This is a genomic window from Sphingobium sp. RC1, from assembly GCF_059738765.1.
Genome location: NZ_AP027306.1, coordinates 645,336 through 663,784 on the forward strand (window position 1 = coordinate 645,336; position 18,449 = coordinate 663,784).

The following is an 18,449-nucleotide window of genomic DNA, read 5'->3' on the forward strand; positions in this document are numbered from 1 at the left end:
CGGACGTCCTTACTGACCGAAGGTGCGCTGCCACCATCCACGGCGCGGTGCGCTATCGTCGTCGCTCGTCTCTTCGCCATCAGCCGTCGAGACCGCGCTCTCACCAGCAGCCGCCGCTGTTGCGCCAGCTTCCGGTGCCACGGCTCCTGCGATCGCGGGAGCCTCCGCCGCGTCCTGGGCAATGGCCTCAACCTTCTTGCGCCGAGTGCGCTTGGGCTTGGCGGGCGCGTCGGCTTCCGGTTCCACGCTCACGGCCGGTTCGGCAGGCGCTTCGGGAGCGGCCTCTGCCTTCTTGCGGCGGGTGCGCTTGGGCTTGGCGGGCGCTTCCTCGGCTGCCGCTTCGACCGGAGCCTCGGGGGCCTCCACGGGCGCTTCTACGACTTCCTTTGCCTTGCGAGCACGGGGGCGACGGCGCGTCTTTGGCGCCTCTTCCTCCGCAGGCGCTTCGGGCGCTGCTTCTGCTACCGTCTCGGCGACAGCCTCGACAGCGGCGGGCTCGGAAGCCTCAGCGACTTCGCTCGCAGCCTCGTCGGCAACCGCTTCGCCCTCGCGACGACGGCGTCCGCCACGACGACCGCGACGGCCACGACGGCGACTGGCCTCTTCGCCTTCGCCATGGGCCTCGACAGGCTGTTCTTCCGTTTCTTCGTCAGTCGATTCGACTTCTTCGCCAGCGTCCTCGGCCGGGGCGTCGGTAGCCTCTGCTTCGCCCTCGGCATGGTGATCGTCACGCTGGCCGCCACGACGACGGCGGCGACGACGACGGCGGCGGCCGCCTTCGCGATCCTCGCCCCGGTCGCCGCGCTCTTCGCGCTCAGCGGCCTCGACTTCCTCGATTTCCTCTTCTTCCAGCTCCTCGACGATATCGAGGTCATCCTCTTCCTCGACGATCGGAGCATAGCTCACCACCCGTTCCGGACGCGGGCCGCTGGCTTCCACCGACATGCGCGCGCCTTCGACCTCGCCATCGGGCAGGATGGCGATCGTCACGCCATAGCGCTGTTCGATCTCGTCCAGTTCGCGGCGCTTGTTGTTGAGGACATAGAAGGCCGCTTCCTGGCTGGCGCGCAGGGTGACGAGGTTGCCGCGACCACGCGCCGCTTCCTCTTCCAACATGCGCAGCGCGGAAAGGCCCGCCGACGACGCCGTGCGGACAAGGCCGGTGCCCTCGCAATGCGGGCACTGGCGGGTCGATGCTTCCAGCACGCCGGTGCGCAGGCGCTGGCGGCTCATTTCCATGAGGCCAAAGCCCGAGATGCGGCCGACCTGGATGCGGGCGCGATCGTCCTTCAGCGCCTCCTTCATCGCCTTTTCGACCTTACGGATGTTGGAGTTCATCTCCATGTCGATAAAGTCGATGACGACGAGGCCAGCCATGTCGCGCAGGCGCAACTGACGAGCGATTTCGCGGGCAGCTTCCAGGTTGGTGGCGACGGCGGTCTGCTCGATGCCATGCTCACGGGTCGACCGGCCCGAGTTGATGTCGATCGACACCAAAGCCTCGGTCGGGTTGATGACCAGATAGCCGCCCGACTTCAGTTGCACGACCGGATTGTACATCGCGGCCAGCTGATCTTCGACGCCCGCGCGCTGGAACAGCGAAACCGCGTCGGCATATTGCTGCACCCGGCGCGCGTGGCTCGGCATCAGCAGCCTCATGAAGTCCTTGGCGGCCTTGTAGCCATATTCGCCTTCGACGATGACCTCTTCGATATCCTTGTTGTAGATATCGCGGATCGCGCGCTTGATGAGGTCGCTGTCATTGTGGATCAGCGCGGGCGCTTCGGACTTAAGCGTCTTTTCGCGGATCTCGTCCCACAGGCGGGCGAGATAGTCGAAGTCCCTCTTGATCTCCGGCTTGGTGCGTTGGAGCCCGGCCGTGCGGACGATGCAGCCCATGGTCGAGGGCAGGTTCATTTCCGCGACGATCGTCTTCAGCCGCTTGCGGTCGGCAGCGTTGCTGATCTTGCGCGAAATCCCGCCGCCATGCGACGTGTTCGGCATCAGCACGCAATAGCGACCGGCCAACGAAAGATAGGTAGTCAGCGCCGCGCCCTTGTTGCCGCGCTCTTCCTTGACGACCTGGACCAGCAGCACCTGGCGGCGTTTGATGACGTCCTGGATCTTGTAGCGACGACGCAGAGCCATGCGCTTGCGGCGCAGTTCGTCGGCGGCTTCATCGCCACCGCGCTTGCGACGGCCACCCTTTGCGGGGCCTTCGCTGCTTTCGTTGGCCTCGCCCTCATCATCTTCATGATGCGTGGCTTCGACCAGTTCCAGCCCATCGTCGCCATGATGATCATCGTCATCCTCGAAATCGGCGCGCAGAGCGGCCTCTTCCTCGGCGTGCTCGCGTTCCTCGCGCAGCAATGCCTCGCGATCTTCGCGCGGAATCTGGTAATAGTCGGGGTGAATTTCGCTGAACGCCAGGAAGCCGTGGCGGTTGCCGCCGTAATCGACGAACGCCGCCTGGAGCGAGGGTTCTACACGGGTAACCTTGGCGAGGTAGATATTGCCTTTGAGCTGCTTGTGCTCGGCCGATTCGAAATCAAACTCCTCGATCCGGTTTCCTTTGACGACCGCGACCCGGGTCTCTTCCCGGTGGCGCGCATCGATCAGCATACGCATTGTCATTTATTATTCTCCGGCGAAAGCTGCCAGCGGCACTGGGCCGGGCTGCCACGCGATAGTGGGGGGACGAACGCAGTCGCGCCGCCAGCGGCGCGGGTGTTGCTATCGTCCGGTTTGACAGGAAAAACTGCGCTTCTGCTGCATCGGCAGGGCCGGGCAAATCGCCGGTCCGCTCCATCCACGCCGCATCGCCCGCTATCGGGCTCAGCGTGGAATGGAAATCATGCCTCATGCAGCGTCAACCTGTTCGTCGCATCGGGTCTGAGCGGTTGGCGCCCGCCGATGCTGCCGTGAAAGTTCCTGATGAAGAACCGGGCCTAATGTGGGCGTTTCTTTCAGGAATGTGAATGGGTAGCAGCCTAAGGCCAGCCTAGCAACGTCCTCCGCAAAATTGTTTGGTCCAGGACGAATGCTGCCATTCCTGCGTTTAATCGCCCAACATGGTGAAGCAAAGGTAAACGCGACGGCGAATGGCCGCCGCTGAAATGGGGCTGGACGGCATGGGGCGGTGCGAGGCACAAGCGCGCCATGCTCCACGCCCTTGCCCTGGCAACTGCTTTTCTGGCCGGTCCTCAGGGGGCGGCGCGCATCAGCTTCGACAAGCCAGCCTCCATGGCGCCCCGTCCGGCCAAGCGGTTGCACAGCATCACCGTGCCGATCCCGCCGGTGGCGCGCGGCCTCTCGCTACCAAGGGTGGAAGGATCAACCGACGCGTCCCGTCCGCTGATCGTCATCGATGCGGGGCATGGCGGGCATGATCCCGGCGCGATCAACGCGGAAACCGGCGAGCGCGAAAAGGATCTGACGCTCGCGATCGCGCAGGCGATCCGGGATGAACTGGTGAAGTCGGGCCGACTTCGCGTCGCGCTGACACGGGATGACGACCGCTTTCTGGTCCTGCAGGAACGCTATGGCATCGCGCGGAAGATGAATGCGGACCTCTTCATTTCGGTCCATGCCGATTCGGCGGACAATCATGAGGCGCGGGGTGCGACGGTCTATACATTGTCGGAGGTGGCGTCGGATCGGGAAGCGGCGCGGCTGGCCGCGCGGGAGAATAGGGCGGACGTTCTGAATGGCGTCAATCTGGGCGCACAGACTGATCAGGTGTCGTCTATACTGATCGACCTTACTCAGCGCGAAACAATGAAGGAATCAGCGAATTTCGCTCGCCTTCTTCAGCGGGAGGGGGCGCCGTTCCTGACGTTCCGCACCACGTTCCACCGCTATGCCTCACTCATGGTTTTGAAGGCGCCGGACACGCCATCGGTCCTGTTCGAAACCGGCTATCTCAGCAATGCGCAGGATGCAGCCTTCCTGGCCTCACCCGAAGGGCGCAGCCGCATAGCGAAGGGCGTTGCCAAGGCCGTCGAGATATATTTCGCCCGCCGACTGCCCCTTGGCGGCGGCTGAGCGGCACGCGGCCCGACGATCCGCACTGGCGCTGGCCGCATTTTGACCTTAGAGCCTCCTCTCGTCATGGAAGAGGCCCGTCCCCACACCGCCCGCTTGTCCTTTGCCGACCGTTTGCGCGGGGGTGGACGCGCGTTCCGGGAAAGGCTTTCCCCGCTTTGGCAGCGGCGCTGGTTCCGCTGGGCGGCGATCGCGCTCGGCGGACTTTTCCTCGCCTTCCTGCTGTTCTGGATCATCTTCGCGCGCGGCCTGCCGGATGCGGCGACGCTGCTTGAATATGAACCGCCGCTGCCCACGATCGTGCGCGACATCGATGGCCAGCCGGTGCACAGCTATGCGCGCGAACGCCGGGTCCAGCTGCAATATAGCGACTATCCGCCGCTGCTGATCCGCGCCTATCTGGCGGCGGAGGACAAGACTTTCTTCGAACATCATGGCGTCGATATTCCCGGCTTCTTCGGCGCCGTGTTCGACTATGTGACGAAGATCGGCTCGGGCCAGCGCGCCAAGGGCGGGTCGACCATCACCCAGCAGGTCGCCAAGAACCTGCTGATCGGCGATGAATATTCCCCCACGCGCAAGGTGAAGGAGATGATCCTCGCCTATCGCATGGAAGGTGTGTTGACCAAGCAGCAGATCCTCGAACTCTATTTCAACCAGATATTCCTCGGCCGGAACGCCTATGGCGTGCAGGCGGCGGCGCGTGCCTATTTCGACAAGGATGTGGGCGACCTGAAGCTGCACGAGATGGCTTATCTCGCCATCCTGCCCAAGGGACCTGCCAACTACCGCCCCGAAAGCCCGACCGGCCACGAACGCGCGCTAGATCGGCGCAACTGGGCGCTGGGCGAGATGTTCAAAAACGGCTGGATCAGCCAGGCGCAATTGGACGAAGCGCAGGCGCAGCCGCTCGGCACGGTGCCACCGCATGGGTCCAGCTTCGACGCGCGCGCGGGCGGCTATTATATGGAAGAGGTGCGCCGCCGCCTGATCGGCCTGTTCGGCGAAAAGGCGGAGGATGGCCCCAACAGCGTCTATGCAGGCGGCCTCTGGGTGCGCAGCCCCTATGACCCCAAGTTGCAGGAAGGCGTCTCGACGGCATTGCGCAACGGCCTGCTACGTTTCGACGCGGGCAAGGGCTGGTCCGGCCCGTTGGGCCAGATCGACATGGCCCGTGGATGGAAGCGCGAACTGGCGGCAAGCTATATCGGGATCGATTATGCAGACTGGCGCATAGCGGCGGTTATCGACCGCAATTCTTCGGGCGCCGAAATCGGCTTTTCCGACGGATCGACCGGAACGCTGCCTGCCAGCGCCGCGCAGATGCCCTATCGCCGCGTGGGCGGCCCCGCGTTCAACGGCATGAAGGCGGGAGACCTGATCGCGGTAGCACGCAACGGATCGACCTGGGCGCTGCGCAATGTGCCTGAAGTGTCCGGCGGGATGATGGCCGAACAGGTCCATTCCGGACGCGTCCTGGCGATGCAGGGTGGCTTCGACAGTCGCCTGTCCTCCTATAATCGGGCGACGCAGGCGATGCGTCAGCCGGGCTCGACCATCAAGCCGTTCGTCTATGCCGCCGCGCTTGACGGCGGGATGACGCCAGCCTCCATCATCGTTGATGGACCGCTATGCGTTTATCAGGGTGCGGGGCTGGGGCAGAAATGTTTCCGTAACTTCACTGGCGGCAGCGCGGGGCCGCAGACGATGCGCTGGGGCGTGGAGCAGTCGCGCAACCTGATGACGGTGCGCGCCGCCAGCCAGACCGGCATGGATCGCGTCGTGCGCACCATCAAGGCGATGGGGATCGGCGATTATCAACCCTATCTCTCCTTCGCTCTGGGCGCGGGCGAAACCACGGTCGAGCGGATGGTGAACGCCTATGCTATGCTCGCCAATCAGGGCCGTCAGCTCTCGCCCAAGGTGATGGATTATGTGCAGGACCGGCGCGGCAAGGTGATCTGGCCGCTGCGCTGGCGCGCCTGCGACGGCTGCAACTCGGCGAACTGGGATGGAAAACCCATGCCGCGCTTCGGCTTTGAAGGGCGGCAGGTGATGAACCCGATGACCGCCTATCAGGTCGTGCATATCGCCGAAGGCGTGATCCAGCGCGGCACCGCGACGGTCCTGGCCGACCTGAAACGGCCGCTGTTTGGCAAGACAGGCACCACCAACGGGCCGACCAATGTGTGGTTCGTCGGCGGATCGCCCGACATCGTCGCGGGCGTCTATATGGGCTATGACCAGCCGCGCAGTCTGGGCGGCTGGGCGCAGGGCGGCCGCATCGCCGCGCCGATCTGGAAGGCGGCGATGGCGCCCGTGCTGGAAACCATGCCCAAGACGCCCTTCGTCGCCCCTGCGGGCATCCGCATGGTCACGATCGACCGCCGGTCGGGCAAGCGCGTCTATGGCGTATGGCCCACCGACGAGCCCAAGCCTGCCGTGATCTGGGAAGCGTTCAAGCCCGAGACGGAACCGCGCCGATCGATCCGCAAGGAAGAGGTGGCCGCTCAGGAACAGGCCGCCGCCCGGCGCGAGGCAGGGTCGCAGACGCGGCAGCGGACGGACAGCGACTTCCTGCAGGATCAAGGCGGGATTTACTAAGGCGTCGTGCTTTTTATCTGAATCCTTCAACCCGTTCGGGCTGTCCGAACGAGTCACTTGCCTCGTTCGGATGTCGAAGCCCCTTTCTTTCTAAAAGAAGTGGAGCCCTTCGACAGGCTCAGGGCGAACGGCAAAAGGAGGTGGTGCCGATTTAAAGCTCGAAGCTCCAACCTCCCGCCTTTGCTGGCCCGTTATTGCGCCTTTGCGCGCAATCCGCCGGAGAAGCGCTTCATCAGAAATGCGAGGCCCCCGACATAGGCTGCTGCTGTTACGATGGCGACCGCCGCAGCGGCGAAATCGGCGTCCTTTTCAAAAATAATGGGGTTGCCGAGCGTCAGCAGCAGCATGAAGGCATTGTTGACGATCAGGCTGGCCTGGCCGCGAATGAGTAGATAGATCGCGACGACCACGCCAGTCACCGCAATCGCCATTCCGGCCATGCCCAGAACCGTCGGCAGGCTGTGCAGCAGAAATGCCATGCCTAGTCCGCCAAGGGAACCGCACAGCGCGGGTGCGAACTCCGCAGGATTCATGCCTTTGATACCCGCCCAATAAAGCACGAAGATAAAACCGAAGAAAAGGAAGCTCGCCACGCCCAGGGCGGAGCCGATGGCGTAGAAAATGCCGATAATCGGTACGAGCGCGAGTATCACGAGAACGGCCTGCGCCGGTGCGGGATGGGTAGATTGTCGTTCAGCCAAGATGTCGTTCCTCTCCTTGCGCCTCTTTTGGGCGTGGCAGATGGTGTATGGCATAGCGTCTGGAGGGACAAGGTTTGGCCTGGCCTGTTGGGAGACTGCGCGGACATGGCTTGGAGGATTGAATCTTCCCAAATCCGCTGCCCTCGGATAGGGGCAGGCGTTTAGTGCGTTTCCTGCCCGATGCCGGGGAGCGCCCCGAATTGTCTGGAGAGTTCCCATGCGCGCCGAAGCGCAGCAATATATCGACCGTATCGACGCCGCGCTGGACCTGCTGCGCCGCTTCCTCGACTGGGACCGCGCGCTGCGCCGCCTCGACGAGTTGAACGCGCGCGTTGAGGACCCGACGCTGTGGGACAATCAGAAGATGGCGCAGGAAGTCATGCGCGAACGCACGCGTCTGGAAGCCGCGATCGGCGCGACCCGGGCTATCGATAGCGAAAAGACCGACACCGCCGAACTCATCGAAATGGCCGAGGCCGAAGGCGATGAGGACATGGTCAATGAGGGCGTCGTATCCCTGAAGGCGCTGGCCGATCGCGCGGACGAGGACAAGATCAAGGCGCTGCTCGCGGGCGAAGCCGACGCCAGCGACACATATCTGGAAATCCATGCGGGCGCGGGCGGCACGGAAAGCCAGGACTGGGCCGAAATGCTGTCCCGCATGTATCGCCGCTGGGCAGAACGGCGCGGCTACAAGGTCGAACTGGTCGACTATCAGGCCGGTGATCAGGCAGGCATCAAGTCGGCGACCTTCCTGTTCAAGGGCGAGAACGCCTATGGCTATGCCAAGACCGAAAGCGGCGTGCACCGGCTGGTGCGCATCAGCCCCTATGATAGCTCGGCGCGTCGGCACACCAGCTTCTCGTCCGTGTGGGTCTATCCGGTGATCGACGACAATATCGAGATTGAGGTCAATGAAGGCGACCTCAAGATCGACACCTATCGCGCGTCGGGCGCGGGCGGTCAGCACGTCAACACCACCGACTCCGCCGTCCGCATCACCCACATCCCCTCGGGCATCATCGTTGCGTCGCAGAATGACCGGTCGCAGCACAAGAACCGCGCGACGGCGATGAATATGCTGAAGGCGCGCCTCTATGAGGCCGAGTTGCAGAAGCGCGAGGCGGCGGCATCTGGCGAATATCAGGCGAAGACCGAGATCGGCTGGGGCCATCAAATTCGCTCCTATGTCCTCCAGCCCTATCAGCTGGTGAAGGATCTGCGTACCGGTGTCACCTCCACAGCGCCCGATGACGTGCTCGACGGCGCGCTCGATCCTTTCATGGCCGCCGCCCTGTCGCAGAAGGTGACGGGCGAGAAGGTCGATGTGGAGGATGTCGACTGATGATGCGGTGCGCGCTGGCGGGATCATTGTTCCTGCTGGCAGGCTGCGGCCTGTTGTCATCCGCCAAGCAGGATGACCGGCCCGCCGCCGCGCGTGATTTTCCGCGAGCGGACAGGCCGGTCGCGCCCATCGTTTCGACCCGCTGGTCCAGCGAAGAAGCGCGCGATCGCGTCAACGAAGCCGACGACATCATGGACCGCGCGGGCATCCGGCCGGGCATGACCGTCGCGGATATCGGCGCTGGCGAAGGCTATTATACCGTGCGCCTTGCAAACCGGGTGGGTGCCAAGGGTCGCGTGCTGGCCGAAGACATCATGCCCGAAGTCATCGAGGCCCTGTCCCGCCGCATCACGCGCGAGGATTGGCGCAATGTCAGCGTCCGGCTAGGCGCGCCCGAAGACCCGAAGCTGCCGGAAAACAGTTTCGACCGCATCCTCATGGTCCATATGTATCATGAGATTGCGGAGCCCTATGCCTTCCTGTGGAACCTCAGTCCCGCGCTCAAGAAGGATGGCGAGTTGATCGTCGTCGATGCGGATCGCCCGACCGGGCAGCATGGCACGCCGCCCCGCCTGCTGATCTGTGAACTCGCATCGGTTGGTTTCCGGCTGGAGGAACTGGTGCCCAAGCCAACGGCGGGAGGCTATTTCGCCCGCTTTCGCAGAATCACGGCCCGGCCGTCCCCTCAAAGCATCGTGCCCTGTGCGATCAAAAGCACGGCTGATACAAATTAGCGGTTTCCCTAGGGGGAAAGGTAGCTAATGGCGAGTTAACCATGATTCTGTGCATGGCCTTGACCTTTTTGTGATTGAGTGGCCGGGGGGAGAAGCTCGGTATGATCGACCAAAGCAAATTCCTGACGGGCAATGCCGAACAGCGGCGGCACACTGCACGACACAAGATGTTCGGCCCTGTCACTCTATGCGTCGGCAATGCGGAGATGCGCGGTCATTTCCTCGACCTGTCCACATCGGGAGCGTTGGCGCACTGCGAAACGCCGCCTGCTGCGGGCAGTTATGTGGCGATAAAAGCGATCGGCGTGGAAACAAGTGGCCGGGTCATGTGGGCGCGGGGCAAGCGCTTCGGCATTCAGTTCAGCCAGCTCCTGGCCGATGAGGCGATCGACACCCTTATTCGCGGAAGTTGAGGTTCAGCCCCGCTTGCGCCATTTCCTGAACAGGGATGCGCTGACCAATCCGCCGCCCAGCAGTGCGGCGATGACGCCCCCGGCGGACGCCAGCGCCCAGGCACCGGCGGCGAGCAGGCCGGTCAGGAAATCGACGATGATCAGCGTCAGGTGGATCATGACAGAAGGACCGCTGGCCTAGCGGCCCAGTTCCTTTGCTTCCTGATATTTGAGTTCCAGGAAGCGATTCTGCACTGCCAGCTTGTCGATGTCCCCACTCGCCAAGGTCTCGCTGATCCGCGCAAGCTCGGTATCGATGACGTTCAAACCTTCGACCAGTTGCTGCTCCGGAATGCGGCCATTGCGTTCCTGACGGCGCAGGGGGGCGGGAATGGATTCATAGCCAGTGACCAGTTCGGGCAGGTGATCGGACAGCAGCTTGCGGATTTCCTGCGCGGCGGGTTCCTGATCGGTGAGGCGTTCAAGCTGGGGCGCGAGCGTTTCCAGCTTGACGCCGATGCTGTCGGCCAGAGCAACGGCGGGGGCGGGCAATGCCTTGCGCTGATTGTCGAGCCAGATTTCGGTCTGGAGCGGCAGGGCGGAAATGGGGGCGGCTGCGAGCGCCTGCGTCCGGATGCGCGGTTCGGAGGGGATAAGGGCGATCATCAGCAGCGCCGCGATGATCAGGCCCAGCACGATCATCACGCCGGTCGTGCCGAGCGGGAGGAAGAAGCCCGCGACCATGCTGCCGATGAGGATGGCAAGCACTGACCAGCAGGCCCACTTCGCTTTCCGCATCAGGGCGGCGCCACGCCTCTGCCGCGCCCGGGCCGACAGGCTCCGCCTACGGTCGCCGTGGCGCTGAAGGACAGCCTCGGCATCGGCCAGGACCCGGTCGGACCTGCTCACTTCTCTATGCCTCGATCGCGCTCAGCAGCGGATTGTCGGCGCGCGCCTGTTGCGCGGCCTGCGCCTGACCTTCGGCGCGGGCGATATAGCCCTTCGACTTTTCGACCTCGTTCGTCAGCGTGTTGACCGTCGTCTTCATATTCTCCAGCGCCTTGGCCTTGAATGTGTCGATATTGTCCATCGTGTCGTAGATATTCTGGAAGGCGCGCTGGAGCGTCGCGATGGGGATCGTGCTGGACGCGGCCTGCTCATGAATCTGCGCGGTCTGGTTCTTCAGCATCTCGCCGGTCGAATCGATCATGTTCGCGGTGGTTGTGTTCAGCGCGGTGATCTGTTCGAGCACCAGCTTCTGGCCCGCCAGCGCCTGCGCCACGGTGACGGCGGTGCGCAAAGCCGCGACGGTCGTGGTGCTGGCGCGGTCGACGCCCTTCACCAGCTCGACATTGTTCTTCTTGACGAGGTCGAGCGCGAGATAGCCCTGCACGGTCACGGCCATCTGCGTCAGCAAATCCTGCGTGCGCTGGCGGATGTAGAAGAGCGCGCTTTCCCGGATCGCCTTGGCCTTGGCCGGATCAGCGGAGTCCAGTTCCAGCGCCTTCGCCTCCAGCCGCGCGTCGAGCGTCCTGGAGATGTGGATCATCTGTTCGAGACGGCCCATCGTCGCCCACATATTCTGCCGCTCGACATCGATGGCGGCATTGTCCTTGATCAGCACGTCCTTGCCGCTGGCAAGCGAGCCGAGGATCGAATTGATGTGACCCTGCGCGCTTTTATAGCCGTCGAAATAGTCGCGCAGCTTGTTGCCGAAGGGGATGATCCCGAACAGCTTCTTGGGCGCGAGCAGACTGCCGCGCTTGCCGGGGTCGAGATCCTCGACAGTGCGGCGTAGTTCGGCAAGGTCCGCGCCCACCTTATTATCGCTGTCCATTGCGCGGACGGGGCGGTCGAGGAAGCGATTGGAATGGCCCGCCGCTTCGGCGATTTCCTTGCGGCCCATATTGGTCAGCTGGTCCACTCGCTGTCCGAATTCGGGCGAGTTGGCATCCTGCGCGACAAGGTCGTCGATAAAGGCATCGACCTTCTCGTCCAGCTTTGTCCGTTTTTCCTCATCGATCGGAACGAGGCCCGACGCCTTTTCCGGCGCGACGGGCGGCACCGGATCGGGGGGCGTCAGGTTGAGCGTGTCGGCGGTCGCCGTGGTGGGCGCGATGCTGGCCATAACGTCTCCTTCAAGCTGTTATATGTAACTATAACAGTGGCGCTTCAATGTGGAATATGGTCTTGCGTTCCGGCCGATGCAAATGCGGCCCTCGCCCTTGCCGCAACGCGTCATTTCCTGTAGGGGCGCGCGCGATACATCTGGTCAGGCGTGGTGCCGGCCGGGAAAACCAAAATCCCAAAGGCACATGCATGTCCCTGCGTAATATCGCGATCATCGCGCACGTTGACCATGGCAAGACGACACTCGTCGACCAGCTATTCCGCCAGTCCGGCACCTTCCGCGACAATCAGCGGGTCGAAGAAAGGGCGATGGATTCGAACGACCTCGAAAAAGAACGCGGCATCACCATTCTGGCGAAGCCGACCTCGGTCGAATGGAACGGCACCCGCATCAACATCGTCGATACGCCCGGCCACGCCGACTTCGGCGGCGAGGTGGAGCGCATCCTCTCCATGGTCGACGGCGTCATCCTGCTGGTCGACTCTTCCGAAGGCGCGATGCCGCAGACGAAGTTCGTGACCGGCAAGGCGCTGGCGCTGGGCCTGCGTCCCATCGTCGTCGTCAACAAGGTCGATCGTCCCGACGAGCGTATCCAGGAAGTGCTGGACGAAGTGTTCGACCTGTTCGTGACGCTGGAAGCGAACGACGAACAGCTCGACTTCCCCGTCCTCTACGCTTCGGGCCGCAACGGTTATGCCAGCGAAGACCCGCAGCGCCGCGAAGGCACGCTGGAGCCGCTGTTCCAGAAGATCGTCGACCATGTGCCGCCGCCGTCGCTGGAGCAGGACGCGCCGTTCAGCTTCCTCGTGACGCTGCTCGACCGCGACAACTTCCTCGGCCGTATCCTTACTGGCCGCGTCCAGTCCGGCACGGTCAAGGTGAACCAGGCGATCCACGCGCTCGACATGGACGGCAAGGTCATCGAAACCGGCCGCGCGTCGAAGATCATGTCGTTCCAGGGCCTCGACCGCGTGCCGGTCGATGAAGCCAAGGCGGGTGACATCATCAGCCTCGCGGGTCTCACTGTCGCGACCGTCGCCAACACCATCTGCGACACCACGGTCAGCGAGCCGATCCAGGCGCAGCCGATCGATCCGCCGACCCTGTCGATGCGCTTTGCCGTCAACGATTCGCCGATGGCGGGCCGTGAAGGCAGCAAGGTGACGAGCCGCATGATCCGCGATCGCCTCGCTCGCGAAGCCGAATCCAACGTCGCGATCAAGGTGACGGAATCGGACGACAAGGACAGCTTCGAAGTCGCTGGCCGTGGCGAATTGCAGTTGGGCGTCCTCATCGAAACCATGCGCCGCGAAGGCTTTGAACTCGGCATCTCGCGTCCGCGCGTGCTGTTCGGCGAAGACGAGAACGGCAACAAGACCGAGCCTTATGAAACCGTCGTCATCGACGTGGATGATGAATTCTCCGGCACGGTCGTGGACAAGATGAACATCCGCAAGGCCGAGATGACCGACATGCGTCCCTCGGGCGGCGGCAAGACCCGCATCACCTTCTCGGCGCCTTCACGCGGCCTGATCGGCTATCATGGCGAATTCCTGTCCGACACGCGCGGCACCGGCATCATGAACCGCCTGTTCGAGAAGTATGGCCCCCACAAGGGCAAGATCGAAGGCCGCAAGAACGGCGTTCTGATCTCGAACGGCGCGGGCGAAGCCAATGCCTATGCGCTGGGTCCGCTGGAAGAACGCGGCATCCTGTTCGTGGGCGTGGGCGAAGCGCTCTACGAAGGCATGGTGATCGGTGAGAATGCCAAGCCCGAAGACCTTGAAGTCAATCCGATGAAGTCGAAGGCGCTCACCAACTTCCGCGCCAGCGGCAAGGATGACGCCGTCCGCCTGACCCCGCCCAAGCGCATGACGCTGGAACAGGCGATCGCCTATATCGACGATGATGAAATGGTCGAAGTGACGCCCAAGAATATCCGCCTGCGCAAGCGCTACCTCGATCCGAACGAGCGCAAGCGCATGTCGCGCGCCAAGGCGGCTTGATCAAAGAGGCCGGTGTCGAGGGACACCGGCCTTTTTCATTATGGGGTTCGGCCTGACACTGGCGGTTGGCCAAAGGTCGTCCTGACGGCACGAAGGAAGCTACTACCGTCTGCCTATGAATTAAGTTATAGTTAACCCATGGGGGACAAACGCTTAACCGCGCTGGCAGCGATGCTGTGCGCGTTCATCGCATCGGCGCCGCTTTCGGCTCAGACGCCACGGCCCGGCACTTTGGAAACCTACAAGGACTGGACCATCGGTTGCGACAATCGCAGCCGATGCGAAGCTGTGTCCCTGTTGCCGGAAGGGGGCGACTGGCCGGACAAGCCGGTCATGCTGGGCATTCAACGGGATGCCGGTGGCGCGTCTGAACCGGAAATCTCGATAAGCCGCGACGCGCGGGGACAGGAAGAAGTCATTTTCCTGGTCGATGGCCGGAAAATCGCGACGGCCGCGAGCAGGGATGGGGAAGCCCGGTTGCAGGGACCGCAGGCGTCGGCGCTGGCCATTGCAATGGCACGGGGATCGAAGCTGGAGCTAAAGTCGGCTGGCACGCTGATCGCGCGCCCCTCGCTGGCCGGTGCTGCCGCCGCCCTGCGCTATATGGATGCAAGGCAGGGGCGCGCGGGCACGATGGCGGCGCTGGTCGCCACAGGTCCATTGGCCGCCAGCGCCGTGCGTGCCGCGCCGCCGATGGTTACGATACGCCGGGCGCTTATCCCCGCAGGCGCCGCTCCGGTGACGCTATGGCGCGAGGAACTGGCGGCGCTCGGCAAGTTCACCGCCTGCGCCGACGAGATGCGCGACGCATCCCCGCCGGAACTTTACCGCCTTTCCCGAACCGAGACGCTGGTGCTGGTCCCTTGCGGCGCTGGTGCCTATAATTTTTCCGCTGTTCCCGTGATTGCGACCGGCATTCCGGGACGGCGCAGCTTCCGCTACGCGTCCTTCGACTATCAACCGGGATGGAGCGAGAATGCGGCCAAGCCCATGCTGGTCAACGCATCCTGGACTCCCGAAAGTGCTTCGCTGGAAAGCTATGCCAAGGGCCGGGGCCTCGGCGATTGCGGCAGCAGCGAAAGCTATGTCTGGGACGGCGCCAGGTTCCGGCTGGTATCCGCAAGCGCCATGGGCGAATGCCGCGGCGCGTGGCATTGGATCACCACCTGGTCGGCTAAGGTCGTGCAATAAGGCTGCGGCGCCTTTGACGCGCGCCCCTTAACGAGAGGCGCCGGGAACCCATTTGATGTCGTCCGCCCCATTGCCATTCAGGCGACGAGCCAGGACGAAGAGCAGGTCGGACAGCCGATTGAGATAGGCGAGCGCCCGAGGGTTGAGCGCAACTTCCGTGGCCGCTGCCGTAGCGCTGCGTTCGGCCCGGCGCGTGACGGCGCGGGCGAGATGGACGGCGGCTGCGGCGGACGACCCGCCGGGTAGGATGAAGCTGTCCAGCGGTTGCAGATCGGCGTTCATGGCGTCGATCTGGTCTTCCAGCCGCCTGACCTGCGTGGCGATGATGCGCAGCGCCCAAGGCTCGTCCTGCCCCTCCGGCACTGGCGTCGCAAGGTCGGCGCCCAGATCGAACAGATCATTCTGGATCGTCGTCAGCCAGCCCGCTTCGGGCCGTTCGCCAATGGCAAGGATGGCAAGGCCGATCGCGCTGTTCGCTTCATCGACATCGCCCACTGCCTGCATGCGCGGCGCATGTTTGGGCAGGCGTGACCCGTCCACAAGGCCGGTCGTGCCCGCATCGCCCGTGCGGGTGTAGATCTTGTTGAGCTTCACCATCAGGGGATCAGCCGTTGCCCTTCATCAGCAGCAGGATCGCGACGATGATGATGGCCGCCGCCTGAAACAGGATGCGGTTCATCATCATCTTGTTCTGCTTGAGGCTGGAAGGGCTGGGCGTGCCGTCCGGCGCGTTCAGTTGCTCCTTCGTCGTCTGAAGAAAGGCGATGATGCCCCGGACCAACGCAAAGAGCGTCGCGGCCATGGCAAGGATGAGGGCGATGACGAGAACGGTGTTCATGCGGTGAATCTAGGCCCTGGCCAATGAAATGCCAACCGGAAAGCGCCCGCCGCGCAGATCGGCGGCGAGGGTGGCGGGATCGACGCCTTGCGCGCGCAGGTCCGCAAGGGCGATCGAGCCATCGCGCTTGGCAAGACGCTTGCCATCCGCGCCGACGAGCAGGGGATGGTGACAATAAACGGGCGTCGGCAGGCCGAGCAGCGCCTGAAGCAACCGATGCACATGCGTGGCGGCAAACAGGTCTTCCCCGCGCAACACATGGGTCACGCCCATTGCGGCATCATCGAGGGTGCAGGAAAGATGGTAGCTTGCGGGCGCATCCTTGCGGGCAAGGACCACATCCCCTGCGGCCTGGGGCCTCGCTTCCACCACCTGTTCGCAGAGGGGCAGCGCGGAGGTGAGGAGGGGAACAGACGTCCAGTGCAACTCCCCTGCGGTCGCAATGGCGCTCGCCATGTCTATCCGCCATGCATGGGGTTCGCCCGCCGCGATGCGCTGTTCGCGCTCGAACGGAGGCAATGCGCGGCAGGTGCCCGGATAAACAGGCCCCTCTGGCCCGTGCGGCGCGCTCGTGCTGGCCGCGATGTCGGCGCGAGTACAAAAGCAGGGGTAGAGAAGGTCCATCTGCCGCAATCTTTCCAGCACGGCCTCATAATGATCGAGCCGATCGGATTGGACGACGATCTCGCCATCCCATACCACCCCCAACCAGTTGAGGTCCTCCACTATGCCCGCGACATGCTCGGGGCGGCTGCGGGTGCCGTCGATATCCTCGATGCGGAGGTGAAACGAGCCGCCATTCGCGCAGGCAAAATCCATGGCCAGCAAGGCCGACCAGCCATGGCCGACATGCAGCCTGCCGGTAGGGCTCGGGGCGAAGCGGGTTACCACATGCTGTGGCGATGAGGATTGGATCATACAGGCCCTTGACGGGTCGGGGTGGTTAATGCTGTCATGTTGCCGTCACGTTCCTGATCAATCAGAAACTTGGCAAATGGGGGTTCGAGGGTTCTTATGTACCATCCCGACCTGATACGACATCCGGAAAACTGTCCGGCGCTGGTCCTGAACGCGGACTATACGCCGTTAAGCTATTATCCGCTCAGCCTTTGGCCCTGGCAAACCGCTATCAAGGCGGTTTTTTTGGAACGGGTGGACATCGTCGCCAGCTATGAGCGGGAGGTGCACAGCCCCAGCTTGCAGATGAAGATCCCCTCGGTCATCGCGCTCAAACAATATGTGAGGCCGTCGGAACATCCCGCCTTCACCCGGTTCAACCTGTTCCTGCGCGACCGTTTCACCTGCCAATATTGCGGGTCGCCCAGTGACCTGACCTTCGACCATGTTGTCCCCCGCCGCGCGGGCGGGCGAACGACATGGGAAAATGTGGCCACGGCCTGCTCCCCCTGCAATCTGCGAAAGGGTGGGCGCACGCCGAAGGAAGCGGGCATGCGTCTGCATGTTACGCCGATCCGGCCGACAAGCTGGCAGTTGCAGGAACATGGCCGCGCCTTTCCGCCCAACTATCTGCATGAAAGCTGGCGCGACTGGCTGTACTGGGATGTCGAACTGCTGGCCTGATGTCCGCCAGCCTCTCAGCTGAGGCCGGGAATCCAGTCCAGATCCATATCCTTGTGGCGATTGGTGTAATGGCCAATCTCTTCCAGCCTTGCCATGTTCAGCAGGGTGATGCGGCCGTTCGCCCGGCTGATCAGCCCTTCCTGCTCCATCTGCCGCACCATGCGGTTCACATGGACGGACGTCAGCCCGATGGCGTCGCCAATCTCCTCCTGCGTCAGCTTCAGGTCAAAACTGTCGGTAACGCCGTCATCCGTGACGCGCAGCCGGTCGAAAATGTCGAGCAGGAACGACGCCACGCGCGCCTTGGCCGATGTGCGGCCCAGCGATGCGAGCCGATCGGTGAGGGCGACCTTTTCCGAACTGGACAGCAGGAACAATAGCGCCGCGACCCTGGGATATTCCTCCAGCAACCGGCGCAAGGCGTGCTTGTCGAATGGGCAGACAATGGCATCGGACAGCGCGACGAGCGATTCGGGCGCCTTGTTGTAGATCGTGCTGGCGGACCCGATGAAATCGCCAGGGAAATAGACGCGCAGAATCTGTCGGCTGCCATCGGGCAGGATGACGAAGCTCATCACCCGCCCTTCACGCAACACGAACAATTCGGTCACGGTATCATTGACGCGCTGGATCATGGCTCCGCGCCTTATCTTGCGCGGATTTTCCTCCAGTCTGGTCAGCGCGTTCCTCTCCTCGTCGGACAAGGGCACGTGCTTTGCGAGCCTGTCCGCGAAACAACCTGTCGCCACCCACAGCACCTTTAATCAAGTTTGTCGTTACGGTGGCAAAACGCCCCTTTCGCCTTTTGGCTGCATTTGCGCGCCGCGCACTAAACTCGATCAATTTCGGCGACCCGAAAGCGTAAATGTTTCGCGAACGTAT

Annotated in this window: 17 protein-coding genes; 8 read left to right on the top strand and 9 right to left on the bottom strand. The window is 63.2% G+C overall.

Annotated elements, in window-relative coordinates:
• Window positions 1–9 precede the first annotated feature (9 nt).
• Window positions 10–2,634 carry an Rne/Rng family ribonuclease gene (locus AC6JBC_RS03270; protein WP_498025371.1) on the bottom strand — a complete coding sequence of 875 codons (2,625 nt, stop codon included), beginning with the start codon at window positions 2,632–2,634 and terminating at the stop codon, window positions 10–12.
• A gap of 477 nt (window positions 2,635–3,111) precedes the next feature.
• On the opposite strand from AC6JBC_RS03270, the gene AC6JBC_RS03275 reads away from it, so the two are divergent.
• Window positions 3,112–4,044 (top strand): N-acetylmuramoyl-L-alanine amidase family protein, encoded by a 933-nt coding sequence (locus AC6JBC_RS03275; protein ID WP_498025991.1) that lies wholly within the window; start codon window positions 3,112–3,114, stop codon window positions 4,042–4,044.
• A gap of 66 nt (window positions 4,045–4,110) precedes the next feature.
• Window positions 4,111–6,648 (top strand): penicillin-binding protein 1A, encoded by a 2,538-nt coding sequence (locus tag AC6JBC_RS03280; RefSeq protein ID WP_498025992.1) that lies wholly within the window; start codon window positions 4,111–4,113, stop codon window positions 6,646–6,648.
• Between the two features lie 191 nt (window positions 6,649–6,839).
• Here the strand turns inward: AC6JBC_RS03280 and AC6JBC_RS03285 are convergent, their stop codons facing one another.
• Window positions 6,840–7,349: a hypothetical protein gene (locus AC6JBC_RS03285; RefSeq protein WP_498025372.1), complete on the bottom strand. Its 510-nt coding sequence runs from the start codon at window positions 7,347–7,349 to the stop codon at window positions 6,840–6,842.
• A gap of 217 nt (window positions 7,350–7,566) precedes the next feature.
• Between AC6JBC_RS03285 and prfB the strand changes: the two genes are divergently transcribed.
• The 3 genes from prfB to AC6JBC_RS03300 all read left to right on the top strand — a co-directional run bounded on the left by prfB (window position 7,567) and on the right by AC6JBC_RS03300 (window position 9,841).
• On the top strand, window positions 7,567–8,694 hold the full coding sequence (gene prfB / locus AC6JBC_RS03290) for a peptide chain release factor 2 (protein WP_498025373.1): 1,128 nt from the start codon (window positions 7,567–7,569) through the stop codon (window positions 8,692–8,694).
• Entirely contained in the window at window positions 8,694–9,428 is a 735-nt protein-coding gene (locus AC6JBC_RS03295; RefSeq protein WP_498025374.1) for a class I SAM-dependent methyltransferase, read from the top strand. The genes prfB and AC6JBC_RS03295 overlap by 1 nt, the downstream gene beginning before the upstream one ends.
• A gap of 101 nt (window positions 9,429–9,529) precedes the next feature.
• Window positions 9,530–9,841, top strand: a complete 312-nt coding sequence (locus AC6JBC_RS03300; RefSeq protein WP_464787403.1) for a PilZ domain-containing protein — start codon at window positions 9,530–9,532, stop codon at window positions 9,839–9,841.
• Between the two features lie 3 nt (window positions 9,842–9,844).
• On the opposite strand, the gene AC6JBC_RS03305 is transcribed toward AC6JBC_RS03300, so the two are convergent.
• Genes AC6JBC_RS03305 through AC6JBC_RS03315 form a run of 3 tightly spaced genes read right to left on the bottom strand, consistent with a single transcriptional unit; the run spans window position 9,845 to window position 11,948 of the window.
• On the bottom strand, window positions 9,845–10,000 hold the full coding sequence (locus tag AC6JBC_RS03305; protein ID WP_498025375.1) for a hypothetical protein: 156 nt from the start codon (window positions 9,998–10,000) through the stop codon (window positions 9,845–9,847).
• A gap of 18 nt (window positions 10,001–10,018) precedes the next feature.
• Window positions 10,019–10,729 carry a hypothetical protein gene (locus tag AC6JBC_RS03310; protein WP_498025376.1) on the bottom strand — a complete coding sequence of 237 codons (711 nt, stop codon included), beginning with the start codon at window positions 10,727–10,729 and terminating at the stop codon, window positions 10,019–10,021.
• Window positions 10,730–10,733: 4 nt separating this feature from the next.
• Window positions 10,734–11,948 carry a toxic anion resistance protein gene (locus AC6JBC_RS03315; protein WP_498025377.1) on the bottom strand — a complete coding sequence of 405 codons (1,215 nt, stop codon included), beginning with the start codon at window positions 11,946–11,948 and terminating at the stop codon, window positions 10,734–10,736.
• A 191-nt stretch (window positions 11,949–12,139) separates the two neighbouring features.
• Between AC6JBC_RS03315 and typA the strand changes: the two genes are divergently transcribed.
• The gene (gene typA / locus AC6JBC_RS03320; RefSeq protein ID WP_498025379.1) at window positions 12,140–13,957 is read left to right on the top strand and encodes a translational GTPase TypA; all 1,818 of its coding nucleotides are present in this window, start codon (window positions 12,140–12,142) and stop codon (window positions 13,955–13,957) included.
• 138 nt (window positions 13,958–14,095) lie between these two features.
• Window positions 14,096–15,148: a DUF1176 domain-containing protein gene (locus tag AC6JBC_RS03325; RefSeq protein ID WP_498025380.1), complete on the top strand. Its 1,053-nt coding sequence runs from the start codon at window positions 14,096–14,098 to the stop codon at window positions 15,146–15,148.
• A gap of 27 nt (window positions 15,149–15,175) precedes the next feature.
• Here the strand turns inward: AC6JBC_RS03325 and AC6JBC_RS03330 are convergent, their stop codons facing one another.
• Genes AC6JBC_RS03330 through gluQRS form a run of 3 tightly spaced genes read right to left on the bottom strand, consistent with a single transcriptional unit; the run spans window position 15,176 to window position 16,904 of the window.
• Complete coding sequence (locus tag AC6JBC_RS03330; protein WP_498025381.1) at window positions 15,176–15,745, bottom strand: cob(I)yrinic acid a,c-diamide adenosyltransferase; 570 nt, start codon at window positions 15,743–15,745, stop codon at window positions 15,176–15,178.
• A gap of 7 nt (window positions 15,746–15,752) precedes the next feature.
• Window positions 15,753–15,986 (bottom strand): twin transmembrane helix small protein, encoded by a 234-nt coding sequence (locus AC6JBC_RS03335; protein ID WP_498025382.1) that lies wholly within the window; start codon window positions 15,984–15,986, stop codon window positions 15,753–15,755.
• Between the two features lie 9 nt (window positions 15,987–15,995).
• Window positions 15,996–16,904 (bottom strand): tRNA glutamyl-Q(34) synthetase GluQRS, encoded by a 909-nt coding sequence (gluQRS, locus tag AC6JBC_RS03340; protein ID WP_498025383.1) that lies wholly within the window; start codon window positions 16,902–16,904, stop codon window positions 15,996–15,998.
• Window positions 16,905–17,000: 96 nt separating this feature from the next.
• Here gluQRS and AC6JBC_RS03345 point away from each other — a divergent pair, with 96 nt between their 5' ends.
• Window positions 17,001–17,567 carry an HNH endonuclease gene (locus AC6JBC_RS03345; RefSeq protein ID WP_196224561.1) on the top strand — a complete coding sequence of 189 codons (567 nt, stop codon included), beginning with the start codon at window positions 17,001–17,003 and terminating at the stop codon, window positions 17,565–17,567.
• Between the two features lie 14 nt (window positions 17,568–17,581).
• On the opposite strand, the gene AC6JBC_RS03350 is transcribed toward AC6JBC_RS03345, so the two are convergent.
• A complete protein-coding gene (locus AC6JBC_RS03350; protein WP_498025384.1) occupies window positions 17,582–18,316 on the bottom strand; it encodes a Crp/Fnr family transcriptional regulator in 735 nt (244 codons plus the stop codon).
• Window positions 18,317–18,449 lie beyond the last annotated feature (133 nt).